Below are 17,997 nucleotides of genomic sequence, written 5' to 3'. Positions count from 1 at the left end.
GGCGTCATCACTGACGCTAAAAGCTTCGCGAGCAAGCCCGCTCCCACATGGACTGTGATCTCCTTTCCAGCTTTCGGAGTTTTCCATGACGGCCCACGCCGACCTCTCGCCGACCCTGCAACTCGCCTGCGACCTGATCCGCCGTCCGTCCGTGACGCCGGTGGATGCCGATTGCCAGAAACTGATGATGCAGCGCCTGGGCAGCGCGGGCTTTACGCTCGAACCGATGCGCATCGAGGATGTGGATAACTTCTGGGCCAGCCATGGCAAGCATGACGGCCCGGTGCTGTGTTTCGCCGGGCACACCGACGTGGTGCCGACCGGTCCGGTTCAAGCCTGGCAGCTCGACCCGTTCGATGCGGTCATCGATGAACACGGCATGCTCTGTGGCCGTGGCGCGGCAGACATGAAAGGCAGCCTGGCGGCTATGGTGGTGGCAGCGGAACGGTTTGTCGCCGACTACCCGGACCACAAAGGCTCGATCACCTTTCTGATCACCAGCGACGAAGAAGGCCCGGCCCACCACGGCACCAAGGCCGTGGTCGAGCGCCTCAAGGCCCGCCAGGAACGCCTGGACTGGTGCATCGTCGGCGAGCCGTCGAGCACCACCCTGGTGGGTGACGTGGTCAAGAACGGCCGCCGCGGCTCCCTCGGCGCCAAACTGACGGTGCGCGGCAAGCAAGGCCACGTGGCCTATCCGCACCTGGCGAAGAACCCCATCCATCTGGCCGCGCCGGCCCTGGCAGAGTTGGCCGCCGAGCATTGGGACCACGGCAACGACTTCTTCCCGCCCACCAGTTTCCAGATTTCCAACCTCAACGCCGGCACTGGCGCGACCAACGTGATCCCTGGCGACCTGGTGGCGGTGTTCAACTTCCGCTTCTCTACCGAGTCCACCGTCGAAGGCTTGCAAAAACGCGTCGCCGATATCCTCGACAAGCATCAACTGGACTGGCACATCGATTGGGCGTTGTCGGGCCTGCCATTCCTCACCGAACCAGGCGCGTTGCTGGATGCCGTGTCTTCGAGCATCAAGGATGTCACCGGTCGCGAGACAAAAGCCTCCACCAGCGGTGGCACCTCCGATGGCCGCTTCATCGCCACCATGGGCACCCAAGTGGTGGAACTGGGGCCGGTCAACGCGACCATCCACCAGGTCAACGAGCGCGTGCTGGCGGCCGATCTCGACGTACTGACCGAGATCTACTACAAGACGCTGATCAAGTTGCTCGCCTGATGCTCGCCTGCCCGATCTGCAGTGAACCGCTGAACGCGGTGGACAACGGCGTGGTGTGCCCGGCCGGCCATCGCTTCGACCGCGCGCGGCAGGGTTACCTGAACCTGCTGCCGGTGCAGCACAAGAACAGCCGCGATCCCGGCGACAACCAGGCGATGGTCGAAGCCCGCCGCGACTTCCTCAACGCCGGGCATTACGCCCCTGTCGCCCGGCGCCTGGCCGAACTGGCCGCCGAGCGCGCGCCCGGTCGCTGGCTGGACATCGGCTGTGGCGAGGGTTACTACACCGCGCAGATCGCCGACGCCTTGCCGGATGCCGATGGCTACGCCCTGGACATTTCCCGCGAGGCGGTCAAACGCGCCTGCAAACGCGATCCACGGCTGACCTGGTTGATCGCCAGCATGGCCCGCGTACCGCTGGCGGACGGCTGCTGCCAGTTTCTGGCCAGCGTGTTCAGCCCGCTGGACTGGCAGGAGGCCAAACGCCTGCTCAGCCCCGGTGGCGGCCTGATGAAGGTCGGCCCGACCAGCGGCCACCTGATGGAATTGCGCGAGCGACTGTACGACGAAGTGCGCCAGTACACGGATGACAAACACCTGGCCCTGGTGCCGTCGGGCATGGTGCTCGATCACAGCGAAACCCTCGAGTTCAAGCTCACACTCATAAGTGGCCAGGACCGCGCCAACCTGTTGGCGATGACGCCCCACGGCTGGCGCGCCAGTGCCGAACGCCGCGCCAGCGTGATCGAGCAGGCCGAGCCGTTCGAGGTCACCGTGTCGATGCGCTACGATTATTTCGTTCTTCAATAACTTTTAATTCCCGGCCTCGGGCAACCGCCAGAGGCCAGTTAAATCCGCGAATGGATTTTTCAAGACCGCAGTGAGGACATCCATGCGCCAACCCGATATCGAGATTTACCTCAAAGACGCCGACGTCGATCACAAGGCCATTGCCGCGTGGCTCGGCCAGGCCCTGGGCCCGTGCAGCGACTGGGTCCAGAAAGGCCAGACTTACAAGTGCAAGGCCGGCGATATCCCGGTGACCTGGCTACCCAAGGCTGTGGGTAAATGGAACAGCCTGTACCTGGAAAGCGACCAGACCCCGTGGGAAGACGACATCGCCTGCGCCCGTGCAGCCTTTGCCGCGCTGAACGTCGAAGTGCGCTGCGCACCTGGGTCGTGGGTGGAGGAAGAAGGTGAAGAGTCGGCGGATCGCTGGATTCGCATCAGCGCCGATGGGGAAGAAGAGATTACCTGGAAGACGGCGTGACTATCTGAGGGCCACCCTCGCGATGCCCGCCGCAGATACAAAGGTAAAAGCACAACCCATGTGGGAGCGAGCCTGCTCGCGATAGCGGTAGATCAGCCAGATTAGAAGTGACTGACACACCGCTATCGCGAGCAGGCTCGCTCCCACAAGGGGTTTTGTGTCGCCAGTGAATGCGGGTTACAACCCCACCACATCCTCAGCCTGCAAGCCCTTCTGCCCTTCCACCACCGCGTACTCGACCTGCTGGCCTTCAGTCAGAGAACGATGGCCTTCGCCACGGATCGCGCGGTAATGCACGAATACATCCGCCCCGCCTTCACGCTGGATGAAGCCGTAGCCTTTGGCGTCGTTGAACCACTTCACATTGCCGGTTTCGCGTGCTGCCATGATTGCTCACTCCCATTTTTATTTTTAAGTCGGCCTTTCGATAGAAAGCCGTACGATCTTCGCCGCCGTCCGGCCGTCCACGAGGAAGGCAGAGGCAGTCAGCTGCCCGAGTATATGACAGACGTAAAAACTCTCAACTGACTTTACTTCGGCGCTTTTTTGCCGATTTTCGACGAATCCGGCACACTAGCCGCCGCTTTATCTTATCCACTCATGCAGAAGCCGTATGACCCGTTCCCCGTTCCGCCGTCTTGTGTTTGGCACCCTGCGCCGACTGTTGTACCTCTGGGTTCGCTCCGAGACGATCAATCAGTCGTCCTTCACCCTCAACCTCGACCGCAGTCGTCCGGTGTTCTACGTCCTGCAAAACCCTTCGCTCACCGACCTGGCGGTGCTCGACACCGAGTGCACCAAGGCTGGTCTGCCCCGCCCGGTACTGCCGGTGTCCGTGGGCAACCTGTTGGAACCGGCGGCGTTTTTCTACCTGACCCCGGAGCCGGACTGGCTCGGCCGGCAGGACAAACGTGGCGCGCCGCCGACCCTGACGCGACTGGTCAATGCCCTGACCCACAACGCCGCCGAAGACGCACAGATCATCCCGGTCAGCGTGTTTTGGGGGCAGTCGCCCGACAGCGAATCCAGCCCGTGGAAACTGTTGTTCGCCGACAGCTGGGCCGTCACTGGCCGGCTGCGGCGCTTGCTGAGCATCATGATCCTGGGGCGCAAGACCCGCGTGCAGTTTTCCGCGCCGATCCATTTGCGCGAACTGATCGAGCACGACAAGGGCCACGAACGCACCGTGCGCATGGCCCAGCGGATCCTGCGGATACATTTTCGCAACTTGAAAGCGGCGGTCATTGGCCCGGACATTTCCCACCGACGCAATCTGGTCAAGGGGCTGCTGAACCAGCCGCTGGTCAAACAGGCGATTGCCGACGAGGCCGAGCGGGAAAAAATCACCCCGGAAAAAGCCAAGGCCCAGGCGCTGCGTTACGGCAACGAAATCGCCTCGGACTACACCTACACCGCGATCCGTTTCCTGGAAGTGGTGCTGAGCTGGTTCTGGAACAAGATCTACGACGGCATCAAGGTCAACCACATCGAAGGCGTGCAGAAGGTCGCCCAGGGCCACGAAGTCATCTACGTGCCGTGCCACCGCAGCCATATCGACTACCTGCTGCTGTCGTACCTGCTGTTTCGCAACGGCCTGACCCCGCCGCACATCGCCGCCGGCATCAACCTCAACATGCCGGTGATCGGCGGCCTGCTGCGTCGGGGCGGGGCGTTTTTCATGCGTCGCACCTTCAAGGGCAACCCGCTCTATACCGCGGTGTTCAACGAGTACCTGCACACACTGTTCACCAAAGGCTTTCCGGTGGAGTATTTCGTCGAGGGCGGTCGCTCGCGCACCGGACGCATGCTGCAACCCAAGACCGGCATGCTCGCCATCACCTTGCGCAGCTTCCTGCGCTCATCGCGCATGCCCATCGTGTTCGTGCCGGTCTACATCGGCTATGAGCGCGTCCTGGAAGGCCGCACCTACCTGGGTGAACTGCGTGGGGCGAGCAAGAAGAAAGAATCGATCTTCGACATTTTCAAGGTCATCGGCGCCCTCAAGCAGCGCTTCGGCCAAGTAGCGGTGAACTTCGGTGAGCCGATCAAACTGGCGGAGTTTCTCGACGGCGAACAGCCGGGTTGGCGCCAACAGGAGCTGGGCCCGCAATTCAAGCCGGCCTGGCTCAACGCAACCACCCACCGCCTCGGCGAGCGGGTGGCCCGGCACCTGAACGAAGCGGCGGCCATCAATCCGGTCAACCTGGTCGCCCTGGCGCTGCTGTCCACCAGCCGCCTGGCTCTGGACGACCGTGCCATGGCCCGGGTGCTGGACCTGTACCTGGCGTTGTTGCGCAAAGTGCCGTACTCGCCTCACACCACCTTGCCCGAGGGCGATGGTCGAGCGCTGATCGAGCACGTCAAAGGCATGCACCTGCTGTCGGAACAGAGCGATGCCTTGGGCAAGATTCTGTATCTGGACGAGCAGAATGCCGTCCTGATGACCTACTACCGCAACAACGTGCTGCACATCTTCGCCCTGCCGGCGTTGCTGGCGAGTTTCTTCCAAAGCACTTCGCGCATGAGCCGCGAACAGATCCTGCGCTACACCCGCGCCTTGTATCCCTATCTGCAATCGGAATTGTTCATTCGCTGGTCACTGGAAGAACTGGACGCCGTGGTCGACCAATGGCTCGAAGCGTTCGTCGAACAAGGGCTGCTGCGTTTCGAAAAAGACCTGTACCTGCGCCCGGCCCCAAGTTCGCGGCATTTCGTGCTGCTGACCCTGTTGTCCAAGAGCATCGCGCAGACCTTACAGCGCTTCTACATGACCGTCTCCCTGCTGCTCAACAGCGGCCAGAACAGCATCAGCGCCGAAGAACTGGAAGACCTCTGCACGGTCATGGCCCAGCGCCTGTCGATCCTGCACGGCTTGAACGCACCGGAATTCTTCGACAAGAGCCTGTTCCGGCATTTCATCCAGACAATGCTGGACCTGGACGTACTACGCCGGGACGAAGCGGGCAAGCTAAGCTATCACGAGCTGCTGGGTGAACTGGCCGAAGGTGCGGCCAAGCGGGTCCTGCCGGCGGAGATCCGTTTGTCGATCCGTCAGGTGGCGTTGCATCGCAGTGAAGATGCGGCAGATCAGGTCATCCCGGTGGTTGCGGACTGACCCCACAGGCGCCATCTCTCTGGCGCCCTCAATATGGAAATGCCCCCAATGAAAAAGCTTCTTCTCGTCGCCGTTGCCACGTTACTCAGTGCCTGCTCCAGCGCACCGCTGGCGAGCAAAAACAGTCTCGACGGTGAAGTGTTCTACCTGCAGCGCATTGCCCTGCCGCCCACCGCTGTCTTAAGCGTGAGCCTGCAGGATGTGTCCCTGGCCGACGCCCCCGCGGTGGTGCTCGATGAACAGAGCGGTCCGGTCAAGGGCCAGGTCCCGCTGCCGTTTCACCTCCGCTATGATCCGGCCCAGGTCAAACCCGGCCATCGCTATGCCGTGAGCGCGCGCATTGAAGTGGACGGCCAGTTGATGTTCATCACCACCGAACAACACACCGTGCAGCTCGATGGCAAAGATCCACAGCCGCTGAAGATCCGCGTCAACGCCGCCCGCTGATTTCTCTTTCTAATTTTTTCAAGGAAGCTGCCATGCTCCGCTCTACGCTCCGTTTCACCAGCCTGTGCGCCGGCCTGTTGTTCTGCGCCAACACCATGGCCCTGTCCCTGGCCGACCTCTCGCAGAAGGACGCCACCGGCGGCCTCAAGGACGCACTGACCCAGGGCGCCCAAGTAGCCGTCAAGCAGTTGGGCACACCCGGTGGCTTCAGCAACAACCCCGAGGTGAAGATCGAACTGCCGGGCAAGCTCGGTAAAGTCGCCAGCAAGATGAAAGCCTTTGGCATGGGCGATCAGGTCGAACAACTGGAAACCAGCATGAACCAGGCCGCTGAAGCCGCTGTGGTCCAGGCCCAGCCGATCCTGGTCAATGCCGTGAAGAACATGAGTGTGAGCGATGCCAAGGGGATCCTGAGCGGCGGCAACGATTCCGCCACGCAGTACCTGAACAAGAGCAGCCGCGAGCAGATCCGCGCCAAGTTCCTGCCCATCGTCAAGCAAGCCACCGACAAGGTTGGCCTGGCGCAGAAATACAACACGTTCGCAGGCCAAGCGGCGACCTTCGGCGTGCTGGACGCCAAAAGCGCCAACATCGAAAACTACGTGACCGAACAGGCGCTGGACGGTTTGTTCGAGATGATCGGTAAACAGGAAGCCACCATCCGCCAGAACCCTGCGGCGGCGGCGAGCAGTTTGGCCAAGAAGGTGTTTGGTACGCTCTGAGATTCAGCGCAAAACAACTGTGGGAGCGAGCCTGCTCGCGATAGCGGTATCAGCCATAACATCTGTGTTGACTGATACTCCGCCATCGCGAGCAGGCTCGCTCCCACATTCGATCTTCAGTGCTATCAGGATCGTGTCAGGTCTTCTTGACCCTGAACCACGCCGCATACAACGCCGGCAGGAACAACAGCGTCAACGCCGTCGCCACGATCAGCCCGCCCATGATCGCCACCGCCATCGGGCCAAAGAACAGGCTACGTGACAGCGGAATCATCGCCAGCACCGCCGCCAGCGCGGTGAGCACAATCGGGCGAAATCGTCGCACAGTGGCTTCGATGATCGCCTGCCACGGGGCGAGCCCCGCCTTGATGTCCTGTTCGATCTGGTCCACCAGAATCACCGAGTTGCGCATGATCATCCCCGACAAGGCGATGGTGCCCAACATGGCAACGAAACCGAACGGCTGGCGGAACACCAGCAGGAACAGCGTGACACCGATCAGCCCCAGGGGCGCGGTGAGAAACACCATGGCCGTGCGGGAAAAACTGCGCAGTTGCAGCATCAGCAACGTCAGCACCACGACGATGAACAGCGGCACGCCGGCGTTCACCGATTGCTGGCCACGGGCGGCATCCTCTACCGTACCGCCCACTTCCAGCAGATAACCGTCCGGCAGCTCGGCACGAATCGGGGCCAGGGTCGGGAAGATCTGCTGCACCAGGGTCGCCGGTTGTTCCTTGCCATAGATATCAGCCCGCACGGTCACACTTGGCAGGCGATTGCGGTGCCAGATCACGCCTTCTTCGAAGCCGTATTCCAGCGTCGCGATCTGCGACAGCGCAACGCTTGTGCCATTGTCGGTCGGCACCGCCAGGCTCGGCAGCAGGGACAATTCGGTGCGCTCATGCACCGTGCCGCGCAGCAGAATCTCGATCAGTTCGTTGTCTTCCCGGTATTGGCTGACGCTGGAGCCGGTGAGGGAACTGCGCAAAAAGCTCGACAGGTTAGCCGTACTCACGCCCAACGCTCGGGCGCGGTCCTGATCAACGTTCAGGTACACCACCTTGCTCGGCTCTTCCCAATCCAGATGCACGTTGGCCACGTAGGGATTTTCACGAACCTTGGTCGCCACTTTCCGCGCCAGGGCCCGGACTTGTTCGATGTGCTCACCGGTCACGCGAAACTGCACCGGATAACCCACTGGCGGGCCATTTTCCAGGCGCGTGACCCGCGAGCGCAGGGCCGGGAACTGCTCGTTCAACGTGGTGATCAACCAGCTGCGCAGGGGCTCGCGGTCTTCGATGGTCTTGGCCAGCACCACGAACTGGGCGAAGCTGGGTGCCGGCAGTTGTTGATCCAGCGGCAGGTAGAAACGCGGTGAACCGGTGCCGACATAAGCCACGTAGTTGTCGATGCCCGCGTGGTCCTTGAGCAGCGCTTCAAGGCGCTTGACCTGCTCGGCGGTGTTGCTCAGGGACGCGCCTTCGGCCAGCTTCAGGTCGACCATCAGCTCAAGTCGCCCCGAGGCCGGGAAGAACTGTTGTGGCACGAAACGGAACAGCGCCACCGAGCCCACAAATAACAGCACGGTCAGCACGATGACGGTTTTGCGCCGCCGCACGCACCACTCCACCAAGCGCCGGACACGCTGGTAGAACGGCGTGCCGTAGGGGTCGAACTGGCCATCAGCGGTGCCGTGTTTGGCGGCATGAATTTTCGCCAGGTCCGGCAACAGTTTCTCCCCCAGGTACGGCACGAACACCACCGCGGCCACCCAGGAGGCCAGCAGCGCCAGGGTGACGACCTGGAAAATCGAACGGGTGTACTCGCCGGTGCCTGACTGCGCCGTGGCGATCGGCAGGAAACCCGCAGCGGTGATCAGCGTACCGGTGAGCATCGGGAATGCGGTGCTGGTCCAGGCATAGCTGGCGGCCTTGATCCGGTCGAAGCCCTGCTCCATTTTGATCGCCATCATCTCGACCGCGATGATCGCGTCATCCACCAGCAGACCCAACGCCAACACCAGCGCGCCAAGGGAAATCTTGTGCAGGCCGATGCCCAAGTAATACATCGCGGCGAAGGTCATCGCCAGCACCAGCGGAATCGCCAGGGCGACCACCATCCCGGTCCGCAGCCCGAGGGAGAAGAAGCTCACCAGCAACACGATCGTCAGGGCCTCCACCAGCACCTGGACGAACTCGCCAACACCGGTTTTCACCGCCGCCGGCTGGTCCGAGACCTTACGCAATTGCATGCCGGCCGGCAGGTTGTTCTGGATACGGGCAAACTCCGCCTCCAGGGCCTTGCCCAGAATCAGAATGTCGCCGCCGTCCTTCATCGCCACGGCCAGACCAATGGCATCTTCGGCCATAAAGCGCATGCGCGGGGCTGGCGGATCGTTGAAACCGCGATGAACATCCGCGACATCGCCGATACGGAACGTGCGATCAGCGACACGAATGGGAAAGTCGCGGATCTCTTCTACTGTCTGAAAATTTCCCGATACCCGTAGTTGGACTCGCTCGCTGCCGGTTTCGAAAAAACCTGCGGTCGATATTGCGTTCTGCTCTTCCAACGCCTGCTGGACTGCCGCCAGCGGCACGCCGAGGGTCGCCAGCTTCACGTTCGACAGTTCGATCCAGATTTTCTCGTCCTGCAAACCCAGCAGTTCGACCTTGCCCACATCCTTGACCCGTTGCAGCTGGATCTGGATGCGATCGGCGTAATCCTTGAGCACGCCGTAGTCAAAACCATCGCCAGTCAGCGCATAGATATTGCCGAAGGTGGTGCCGAACTCATCGTTGAAAAACGGCCCCTGGATGCCCGGCGGCAAGGTGTGACGGATGTCACTGACCTTCTTGCGGATCTGGTACCACAACTCGGGAATCTGCGCCGAATGCAGGGAATCGCGAGCCATGAAAGTCACCTGGGATTCGCCCGGGCGGGAGAACGAGACGATTCTTTCGTAATCGCCGGTTTCCATCAGTTTCTTTTCGATGCGTTCGGTGACCTGGCGAGAAACCTCCTCGGCCGTAGCCCCCGGCCAGTTGGTGCGAATGACCATGGCCTTGAAGGTAAACGGCGGGTCTTCGCTCTGGCCGAGCTTGGTGTAGGAAAGCGCGCCGACGATTGCCAGCAGCAACATCAGGAACAGGACGATCTGGCGGTTACGCAGCGCCCATTCGGAAAGATTGAAGCCCATCGGGGATTACTCCTTGGCCGCCAGATTGACCACGCGGTTGGAGCGATCCACCGGCCGCACCTGCTGGCCGTCGAGGAGCACGTGCACACCGGCTGCGACGACCCAGTCATTGGGGCTCAGCCCTTCAAGCACCGGAACGGTCTTTTCGCCAAACGGGCCGACGCGCACCGGGACTTTTTTCAGGGTGTTATTGCCGTTGACTACCCACACGTAAGTGGCGCCGTTCTCGGCGGTGAGTGCAGACAGCGGAACAGACAGCGACACCTGGTCGCCGGTCTGGATAAACACTCGGGCACTCTGGCCCAACTCAGCCGGAACACTGCCGGCGGTGAAGGCAACGCGAGCGGCGAAGGTGCGGGACCTGGGATCGGCGGCTGGCGACAGTTCGCGGATGCGTCCGCTGAAACGCTGATCGGGCTGGCTCCATAACTCCACCGAAACCGGCTGACCAATCTTGAACCGGCCAAAGCCCTGCTCCGGCAGGCTGATCAGCACTTCACGCTCGCCGTCAGTGGCGAGGGTGAAGACCGTTTGACCGGCCGACACCACCTGCCCGACCTCCACGGAACGCCGGGCAACCACGCCATCCTGTGGCGCACGCAACACCGAGTAGCTGGCCTGGTTGCTGGCGACATCGAATTCAGCCTTGATCTGCTTGAGCCGCGCGGCACCGGAGCGGTAGAGGTTTTCTGCGTTGTCGTACTGGGAGCGGCTGACCATCTGCCGCTCCATCAAGGTTTTGTAGCGATCACGTTCAGCGCGCACCAGGTTCAGGTTGGCTTCGGCGGCGGCGACTTGGGCACGGGTGGCTTCCAGCTGCAGGCGCACGTCCTGGGGATCGAGCTCGGCCAGGGCCTGGTTGGCCTTGACTCGCTGGCCCTCTTCGACCAGTCGTCGGCTTACTTTGCCGCCGATGCGAAAGGCCAGGTCTGGCTCGAATCGCGCCCTGACTTCCCCCGGATAACTTTCCATCGCCTGGCCCGAAGGCTCTGGCTGCACCACCATGGCGGGGCGCACGGCAAGGGACACGGGTTCGTCCTGACCACACGCAGACAATAAAAAAACCAGGCTCACTGGCAGGGCGAGGGGCAAGGCATAGCGGAACATGGCGAGTGACCTTTCGCTAATGGTGCTTGGAATAATTATACTGACGAGTATGTTATTAATAGCAAACTCACCAGTCCAGTATTAAAAGCGAATAATGTCGAACAATCTTTCACCTCCCAACGGCCCAGGCCGTCCGAAGGATCTGGCCAAGCGCCAGGCCATTCTCGACGCGGCAAAAAAACTCTTCGTCAGCCTGGGGTATGCCAACACCAGCATGGACGCGGTCGCCACCGAGGCCGGTGTGTCGAAGCTGACGGTCTACAGCCACTTCAACGACAAGGAAACGCTGTTTTCCGCTGCCGTGGTGGCCAAGTGTGAAGAGCAAGTGCCGCCGCTTTTCTTCGAATGGCCTGACGGCGTGCCGATCGAACATGTGTTGCTGAACATTGCCCGTGGTTTTCACCAACTGATCAACAGCGACGAATCGGTGAACCTGCATCGGTTGATCATGGCCTTGGGCAGTCAGGACCCGCAGCTGTCGACGATCTTCTTCGAAGCAGGCCCGCAACGGATGCTCTCAGGCATGGAAAGGCTGCTGAACAAGGTCAACCAGAGCGGCGCCCTGAGCATCGACAAACCGCGCAATGCGGCGGAACACTTCTTCTGCCTCATCAAGGGTGCGGCGAATTTCCGCTTGCTGTATGGCTGCGGCGCACCGTTGGAAGCCGCAGCGGCCGAGGCTCATGTCGAGGAAGTGGTGGGGTTGTTTATGCGGGCTTATCGGCCGCAGATCATCTGATAGATTCTCGCCGGCTGGGCGGGCCTCATCGCGAGCAGGCTCGCTCCCACAGGGTAAGGTGTAGTTAACACAACACACATCTGTGGGAGCGAGCCTGCTCGCGATGGAGGCGACGCGGTCTCAGGCCTTGAGCGCCTTCTTGGGGTAGATGTCGTAGCGGCTGGATTTACCCTCGAGCCCGTGGCTGGGTTTTGGCCCTTCGATGCACGGTGCCTTGCGCGGGCGCTTGACCACGACGCGGTGAGTCGCCAGGGCCAGGGCCGCGGCCAACAACGCCGGAGCGTCCAGGTCGTCGCCCACCAGCGGCCGGAACAGGCGCATTTCCTTCTTCACCAGGGCCGTTTTCTCACGATGAGGGAACATCGGGTCCAGGTAGATCACCTGGGGCGGCTCGCCTTGCCAGTTGCGCATCACCTCGATGGAATTGCCCTTGAGCAACCGCATGCGGGCGACGATCGGCGCCACGTCGAAGTCCTCCGCGCCTCGGGCCAGGCCATCCTCAAGCAATGCGCCGATCAGCGGCTGGCGCTCGATCAGGCTCATTTCACAGCCCAGGCTGGCCAGCACAAACGCATCCTTGCCCAACCCGGCCGTGGCATCCAGCACACGCGGACGTACGCCCTGGGCCACACCGACGGCTTTGGCGATCATCTGGCCGCTACCGCCGCCGTACAAGCGGCGATGGGCCGCGCCGCCTTCGACGAAGTCCACCCGCACCGGTCCCGGCGCATCCGGCCCCAGTTGCTGCAATTGCAACCCCTGCTCACCGACCTGCAAGGCAAACTCGCCATCGTCCACCTGCAACGGCAGGTCAAGGCGCTGTGCCCAGTGCTCGGCCTGCGGCTGGAAGGCCGGGGCCAGGGCCTCAACATGGATGCGGCAGGCCGCGGGTTGATCACTCATGGAAGTTGTTCATTCTTGGAAACATGCTCAAAAAATTAAGGATCGGCAAAAACGGCCGATAACAACGGTGAACGGCATTTTGCCAGAGCTGAGCGTCGACCGAGAAAAATGTCAGACATTCAATCCACATCGATAGGCGTCATCTCCCCTTACGGCGATTACAGCCTGCGCAACACCCAAGCCCTGAGCGGCGTCAGTCACCTGTGGCAGGATTTTTTTGCCCGGGCCCTGGCCGATCAACTGGGTGATAACGCACCGGCCCCTGGCAGCTACCAGCCAGTTGCCCTCGATGAGGCTGTTGAACCGACCCTCGGCGCCGAATTGCTCGAGCACATTGTCAGCCAGCGCAACTGCCAAGTGACTGAAACCCAAGTCAAACCGCCTGAGCCGCTGTTCCTGCCAATCGCTGAATTTGAACTCGACCTGCTGGACAAACCCTTCCCGCCGTTCCCGCCGGAAGAAATCGCCACCCAGCAAAAACAGCAGACCTTCGAAAGCAACTGGGTTCGCCCTCTGGTGCTTGCCGCCGGCCAACCGCTGCCAGAACCGGGACCTGCGCCTCAGCCACGTCCACTGCACCTGCCGATTGCCGAATTCGAACTGGACCTGCTGGACAAGCCGTTCCCGCCGTTCCCGGAAGAGGAACTGGTGGCACAGCAGAAGCAACTGGACTTCGATACCCGCTGGGCACGCCCGATCGTGTTGCAGAACCTGCGCATCGCCGCCTGAATCAACGGCAAATCCACCACGGCCCGACATCCAGATGAAAATGGTTGCGGTGCGCCGCGTTGTAATCCGGACTCAAGACCACATTGAACACGTCACAGGCACCGTCGCGCACCTGGCGCAGGAATTGGGCGTGGGTGTTGTCCTTCGGCCAGTCCTTGAGCACGTTCACACGACGGCCGTCCGCCAGGCGAAACCCGGCGATATCCAGCGCACTGGCCGTGGCATGCTGGCTGCGCGCCCCGCTCTCCCGACCGTACATATTGCGACAGGCGAAACTGCCCAGATGATCGACCTGCACCACTTTCTGCCCATAGGTCGCCTGCGCCGCCGGCTGCAGCGCATGCCGTTCAAACAAGGCAAACGCCACCGCCAGCGGGCAACTGGCCAGGAAGCTGCTGCTCAACGCCACCTCGCCGCCCTGCACCCTCAGCACATTGCTCAGCGGGCAACTGGCCTGGGGACTGCTGTCGGCCTGGCGAGTGGCCCGCAGCCCCGAGGTCGCGAGCGCCTGGTCGCATAACTGCGGATCGTTGCGCAGGGCCATGAGTTTGTAACGGGTCAGCAGGTTCGGCGGCGCATTGACGTCCAGGGGCGCCCAGGGATTCCATTGTGGCGGCACCGCCAGCCAACCGCGCCATACCCCCAGCACTGCGACGCCAACAACCAGCACCAATAGCGTAAAACCTTTCAAAACCCGCACGACAATGCCTCGGGCCTCAACCCTTGAATAATTGGTTGGCCTGGTTGAAGGGCATCGAACGACGGGTGAAGGTGAACGAGCCCTGTTCGCGGATTTCCTCGGCGGCGCGGAAAAACTCGCCATACGCCGCCAGGGCCAGCGCGGACCCGACACTGATGCGCTTGACGCCCATCTCGCTCAGCTGCGCAACCGTCAGGTCCAGCGCCCCGGACATCAACACATTCACCGGTTTCGGCGCCACCGCCCGGACCACCGCCAGCACCTGTTCGGCCGAGCTCAAGCCTGGGGCATACAGCACGTCGGCACCGGCATCGGCGAACGCCTTCAGGCGGGCAAGGGTGTCATCCAGGTCGGGCTTGCCATGCAGAAAATTCTCCGCCCGGGCGGTCAGCACAAAGGGATACGGCAGACTGCGCACCGCGTCAGCCGCAGCTTTAACCCGCGCCACGGCATGCTCGAAGCCATAGATCGGGCTGTCTTCGCGCCCTGTGGCATCTTCGATCGAGCCACCCACCGCGCCGGCCTGCGCCGCGCGGATCAGGCTGCTGGCGCACGCCTCGGGGGCATCGGCGAAGCCGTTCTCCAAATCGACCGCCACTGGCAAGTCAGTGGCCGCCACAATCGCCCGGACATTGGCCAGGGTGTCATCCAGCCCCGCGGCACCATCGGGCCGTCCCAAGGAAAAAGCGTAACCGGCACTGGTGGTGGCCAGGGCCTCGAAGCCGAGACTGGCAAGCATCTTTGCCGAACCGGCGTCCCACGGGTTGGGAATGACGAACGCGCCTTCGCGTTCATGCAAGGCTTTGAAGGCCTGGGCTCGACGGGTTTGCGCATCCATGGAAATCACTCCTGGGCAGAGAAATTTTGCCTCAGAGCAAACCCAGTTGCTCGGCGGCGGGCTCTCTGTATAGCTCAGGCAGGGCCGGCAAGCCAGGCAAACGGCTCATCAATCGGCGATGAAAGTGTTGCGCGAGTTTGGCCGCCAGCACGTTGTCGGCGGTGTGCAGAAAGATATAAGGCGTGCGCCCCTCTTCGATCCACCCGGCGATTTTTTCCACCCAGGGGGTCAGGAACGGTTCGTTGGCCTCCAGCACTGGATGGCCGATGAAACGCACCTGCGGGCAGTGGGTAAACGCGGTCGGCCGGGGCGGTACACGCGGTTTCTTCGATTGAGCATGGAGCACGGCAGGATCGGTCGAGGTGCAACTGAACAATGCCCGGGGATCCAGACAGATGCGTTCTACCCCGCGATCAAGGAGCAGGCGGTTGAGCTGTCGTTCGGCATCGCCCTTGGCAAAGAAGTCACCGTGACGGACCTCCACGGCCAAGGGTCGCTCGAAGGCATCAATGAAGCCCGCCAACTCCGGCAAGCGATTCGGGGTAAAGGCCTTGGATAACTGCAACCAGAACGGTGAAACCCGTTCGCCCAGGGGGCTGAGCAATTGCACGAAGGTTTCGATGGCCGTCAGGTGCTCACGCAAATCGCCATTGTGGCTGATGTCACCGGGCAACTTGGCGGTGAAGCGGAACTGCTCGGGCATGGTCTGCGCCCAGCGCTGAACGATAGCCGCAGGGGGGCTGGCGTAGAAGGTCGTATTGCCTTCCACGGCATTGAACACTTGAGAATAGAGGTTCAGGAAATCGGAGCTTCTGGCGTCTTGCGGATAAAGATAATCGCGCCAGGCGTTTTCGCTCCAGGACGGGCAGCCCAGGTAGTAAGGCAACCCCATCAGATGTAGAGATCGAGTCCCAGCACTTCCATATCCCAGTCAACGAAACCGGCAGTGCTCAGGTAGCTGGCCAGGGCCGCGGATACGCTGCGGCTCATGGCGCGGTGATACAGCATGTCTTGCTGACGGGCCGGAAGATTGCTCAGGCGTTGCGCCGAGGCTTTGGCAGCGCGAGCGGCCAACTGCTCTTCGGACGGAAATTCCAGTTCGCCATCGATGTCATCGAAGGACTCATCCGCAGCAACTTTGCCTGCACGAGGCCTGCGTTTGATGGGGTAGGACTGGGATGAAACGCCGTCTATACGCATAACAGAATGCTCGGTATCAATGATGGCAATTTAGCGGCACTTTCACAGCCGCGCAAATGCGCAAGTGATAACTAGAGCACATAAAGTCAAAAAGGTTTAAAACCGGCTCGAAAAAATGACGACTGGTAATATTGGGCGTGACTTTTGGGGGAGCAAATGACTTTGTAGGAGCAAGGCTTGCCCGCGATGAAGATGACGCGGTCCGCCGGAGAACCGGGGCCCCCGTATCGCGAGCAAGCTTTGCTCTCACAACGCCTGGGTCTACCGTTCGGATTTGGGTGTTGCAACCTTGTCCCGTAAGTACACCGGTTGTGCATCGTCGGCCGGAATGGCTTCGCCGCGCTCCCAGGCGAAGCGGGCCAGGGTCAGCAGGTCTTCGGCATGGGGCAGCATCGAGGCGTCCTGGCCGCTGAGGGGGACGGCAATCCGCTCGCCGTAGCCCCAACCGGTACCGGCGCCGAACCAGTCGCCGCTGGCGTTGGCAGGCAACGCCGCCGCTTCGGGGGGGAGCACCGCTTCGGCGCCCACCAGGCGCATCTCACCCTCGGACTCGCGGTAGCAGCCCCAATACACCTCATCCATGCGCGCATCGATCGCCGCCGCGACCTGGCTGACGCCCTGTTCACGCAAGGCGCGCTGGGCGAGTACCGCCAGGTTGGACACCGGCAGCACCGGCCGCTCCAGGGCAAACGCCAGGCCCTGCACCACGCCGACGGCAATGCGCACGCCAGTGAACGCTCCCGGCCCACGACCAAAGGCAATCGCATCCACCGCCTGCAAGGTGGTCCCAGCATCGCTGAGCAATTGCTGGATCATCGGCAGCAGCTTCTGGGCGTGCAAGCGCGGGATCACCTCGTAATGGCTCGTGACCTTGCCGTCGTGCAGCAAGGCAACGGAGCAAGCTTCAGTCGCGGTATCCAGGGCCAGCAAGGTGCTCATCGGTGTGTCCGTAAATCAGATGGGGAAAAGTGCGCCAGTATAAACAACAACGGCCCGCAAGCGGGCCGTTGTTATTTGCTGCACAGCAGACTTGTCAGCTCAGTGCTTCAAGCACCTTGCCGGTGATCGCTTCAACCGAACCAACGCCGGCGATGTAGCTGTACTTGGGCTTGCCTTGGGTCTTGGCGGACAGCTTCTGGTAGAACTCCACCAGCGGCTTGGTCTGGGAGTGGTAGACCGACAGGCGATGGCGCACGGTTTCTTCGGTGTCGTCCTTGCGCTGCACCAGTGCTTCACCGGTGATGTCGTCCTTGCCGGCGAGTTTCGGCGGGTTATAGACGGTGTGGTAGACACGGCCGGACGGCTCGTGGACACGACGACCGGCAATGCGTTGAACGATCTCTTCGTCGTCGACGGCGATTTCGACAACGTGATCCAGCTCCACGCCAGCCGTAACCAAGGCTTCGGCCTGCGGAATGGTGCGCGGGAAACCGTCGAACAGGAAGCCGTTGGCGCAATCGGCTTGAGCGATGCGATCCTGGACCAGCGCGATGATCAGGTCATCCGACACCAGGCCGCCGGCATCCATGATGCTCTTGGCCTTGACGCCCAGCTCGGTGCCGGCCTTGACCGCGGCACGCAGCATGTCGCCAGTGGAGATTTGCGGGATACCGAATTTTTCGGTGATGAACTTTGCCTGAGTACCTTTACCGGCCCCGGGAGCTCCCAGCAGAATGACGCGCATCGATGTGCTCCTCAATTTTTTTATGTAAACGCTCGGATTCGCCTCGTGGGGCCAATCTCGGAAAACAGGATCGTGACCGCCCAAACGGCCAAAGGCTGATCAAGA

18 protein-coding genes are annotated in these 17,997 nt (G+C 61.7%); 8 read left to right on the top strand and 10 right to left on the bottom strand.

What is annotated here, in order from left to right; all coding sequences use genetic code 11:
* Positions 1-85 precede the first annotated feature (85 nt).
* The 3 genes from dapE (at position 86) to QOM08_RS05435 (ending at position 2,506) form a co-directional block, all read left to right on the top strand.
* Positions 86-1,237, top strand: coding sequence for a succinyl-diaminopimelate desuccinylase (gene dapE / locus QOM08_RS05445; protein ID WP_047227551.1), 1,152 nt, complete (start codon positions 86-88; stop codon positions 1,235-1,237).
* Entirely contained in the window at positions 1,237-2,046 is an 810-nt protein-coding gene (locus QOM08_RS05440; protein WP_047227550.1) for a putative RNA methyltransferase, read from the top strand. Before dapE ends, QOM08_RS05440 begins: the two co-directional genes overlap by 1 nt.
* 82 nt (positions 2,047-2,128) lie before the next feature.
* Entirely contained in the window at positions 2,129-2,506 is a 378-nt protein-coding gene (locus QOM08_RS05435; RefSeq protein ID WP_047227549.1) for a hypothetical protein, read from the top strand.
* A gap of 177 nt (positions 2,507-2,683) precedes the next feature.
* Here the strand turns inward: QOM08_RS05435 and QOM08_RS05430 are convergent, their stop codons facing one another.
* A complete protein-coding gene (locus QOM08_RS05430; RefSeq protein ID WP_003184959.1) occupies positions 2,684-2,893 on the bottom strand; it encodes a cold-shock protein in 210 nt (69 codons plus the stop codon).
* Between the two features lie 226 nt (positions 2,894-3,119).
* Here QOM08_RS05430 and plsB point away from each other — a divergent pair, with 226 nt between their 5' ends.
* From plsB to QOM08_RS05415, 3 genes are read left to right on the top strand one after another with little or no spacing between them, the layout of a single operon-like run.
* On the top strand, positions 3,120-5,621 hold the full coding sequence (gene plsB, locus QOM08_RS05425; protein ID WP_047227548.1) for a glycerol-3-phosphate 1-O-acyltransferase PlsB: 2,502 nt from the start codon (positions 3,120-3,122) through the stop codon (positions 5,619-5,621).
* 48 nt (positions 5,622-5,669) lie between these two features.
* Positions 5,670-6,068, top strand: coding sequence for a YbaY family lipoprotein (locus tag QOM08_RS05420; protein ID WP_139051069.1), 399 nt, complete (start codon positions 5,670-5,672; stop codon positions 6,066-6,068).
* A gap of 32 nt (positions 6,069-6,100) precedes the next feature.
* Positions 6,101-6,790 carry a DUF4197 domain-containing protein gene (locus QOM08_RS05415; protein WP_139051070.1) on the top strand — a complete coding sequence of 230 codons (690 nt, stop codon included), beginning with the start codon at positions 6,101-6,103 and terminating at the stop codon, positions 6,788-6,790.
* 136 nt (positions 6,791-6,926) lie between these two features.
* On the opposite strand, the gene QOM08_RS05410 is transcribed toward QOM08_RS05415, so the two are convergent.
* Positions 6,927-9,992, bottom strand: a complete 3,066-nt coding sequence (locus tag QOM08_RS05410; RefSeq protein ID WP_047227545.1) for an efflux RND transporter permease subunit — start codon at positions 9,990-9,992, stop codon at positions 6,927-6,929.
* A 6-nt stretch (positions 9,993-9,998) separates the two neighbouring features.
* Positions 9,999-11,099 (bottom strand): efflux RND transporter periplasmic adaptor subunit, encoded by a 1,101-nt coding sequence (locus tag QOM08_RS05405; protein ID WP_316912667.1) that lies wholly within the window; start codon positions 11,097-11,099, stop codon positions 9,999-10,001.
* 94 nt (positions 11,100-11,193) lie between these two features.
* Between QOM08_RS05405 and QOM08_RS05400 the strand changes: the two genes are divergently transcribed.
* Positions 11,194-11,838, top strand: a complete 645-nt coding sequence (locus QOM08_RS05400; protein WP_047227543.1) for a TetR/AcrR family transcriptional regulator — start codon at positions 11,194-11,196, stop codon at positions 11,836-11,838.
* Positions 11,839-11,958: 120 nt separating this feature from the next.
* On the opposite strand, the gene QOM08_RS05395 is transcribed toward QOM08_RS05400, so the two are convergent.
* Positions 11,959-12,741, bottom strand: a complete 783-nt coding sequence (locus tag QOM08_RS05395; protein ID WP_047227542.1) for a class I SAM-dependent methyltransferase — start codon at positions 12,739-12,741, stop codon at positions 11,959-11,961.
* A gap of 108 nt (positions 12,742-12,849) precedes the next feature.
* On the opposite strand from QOM08_RS05395, the gene QOM08_RS05390 reads away from it, so the two are divergent.
* Positions 12,850-13,470, top strand: a complete 621-nt coding sequence (locus tag QOM08_RS05390) for an energy transducer TonB (protein WP_107321564.1) — start codon at positions 12,850-12,852, stop codon at positions 13,468-13,470.
* A 1-nt stretch (position 13,471) separates the two neighbouring features.
* Here the strand turns inward: QOM08_RS05390 and QOM08_RS05385 are convergent, their stop codons facing one another.
* From QOM08_RS05385 to adk, 6 genes are all read right to left on the bottom strand, one after another.
* Positions 13,472-14,170, bottom strand: coding sequence for an extensin family protein (locus tag QOM08_RS05385; RefSeq protein WP_139051071.1), 699 nt, complete (start codon positions 14,168-14,170; stop codon positions 13,472-13,474).
* 16 nt (positions 14,171-14,186) lie between these two features.
* Entirely contained in the window at positions 14,187-15,008 is an 822-nt protein-coding gene (locus tag QOM08_RS05380; protein ID WP_076386202.1) for an oxaloacetate decarboxylase, read from the bottom strand.
* Between the two features lie 31 nt (positions 15,009-15,039).
* Positions 15,040-15,900, bottom strand: a complete 861-nt coding sequence (locus QOM08_RS05375) for a DUF72 domain-containing protein (RefSeq protein WP_139051072.1) — start codon at positions 15,898-15,900, stop codon at positions 15,040-15,042.
* On the bottom strand, positions 15,900-16,208 hold the full coding sequence (locus tag QOM08_RS05370; protein WP_047227537.1) for a hypothetical protein: 309 nt from the start codon (positions 16,206-16,208) through the stop codon (positions 15,900-15,902). The genes QOM08_RS05375 and QOM08_RS05370 overlap by 1 nt, the downstream gene beginning before the upstream one ends.
* Positions 16,209-16,469: 261 nt before the next feature.
* On the bottom strand, positions 16,470-17,147 hold the full coding sequence (tsaB, locus tag QOM08_RS05365; protein ID WP_047227536.1) for a tRNA (adenosine(37)-N6)-threonylcarbamoyltransferase complex dimerization subunit type 1 TsaB: 678 nt from the start codon (positions 17,145-17,147) through the stop codon (positions 16,470-16,472).
* Positions 17,148-17,241: 94 nt separating this feature from the next.
* Entirely contained in the window at positions 17,242-17,892 is a 651-nt protein-coding gene (gene adk, locus QOM08_RS05360) for an adenylate kinase (protein WP_047227535.1), read from the bottom strand.
* Between the last annotated feature and the right edge of the window lie 105 nt (positions 17,893-17,997).

The organism is Pseudomonas sp. P105 (assembly GCF_032614175.1).
GTDB classification, from domain to species: Bacteria; Pseudomonadota; Gammaproteobacteria; order Pseudomonadales; family Pseudomonadaceae; genus Aquipseudomonas; species Aquipseudomonas rhizophila.
The sequence above is the reverse complement of the archived record's forward strand: the minus strand, read 5'-3'. Positions and strand labels throughout refer to the sequence as shown.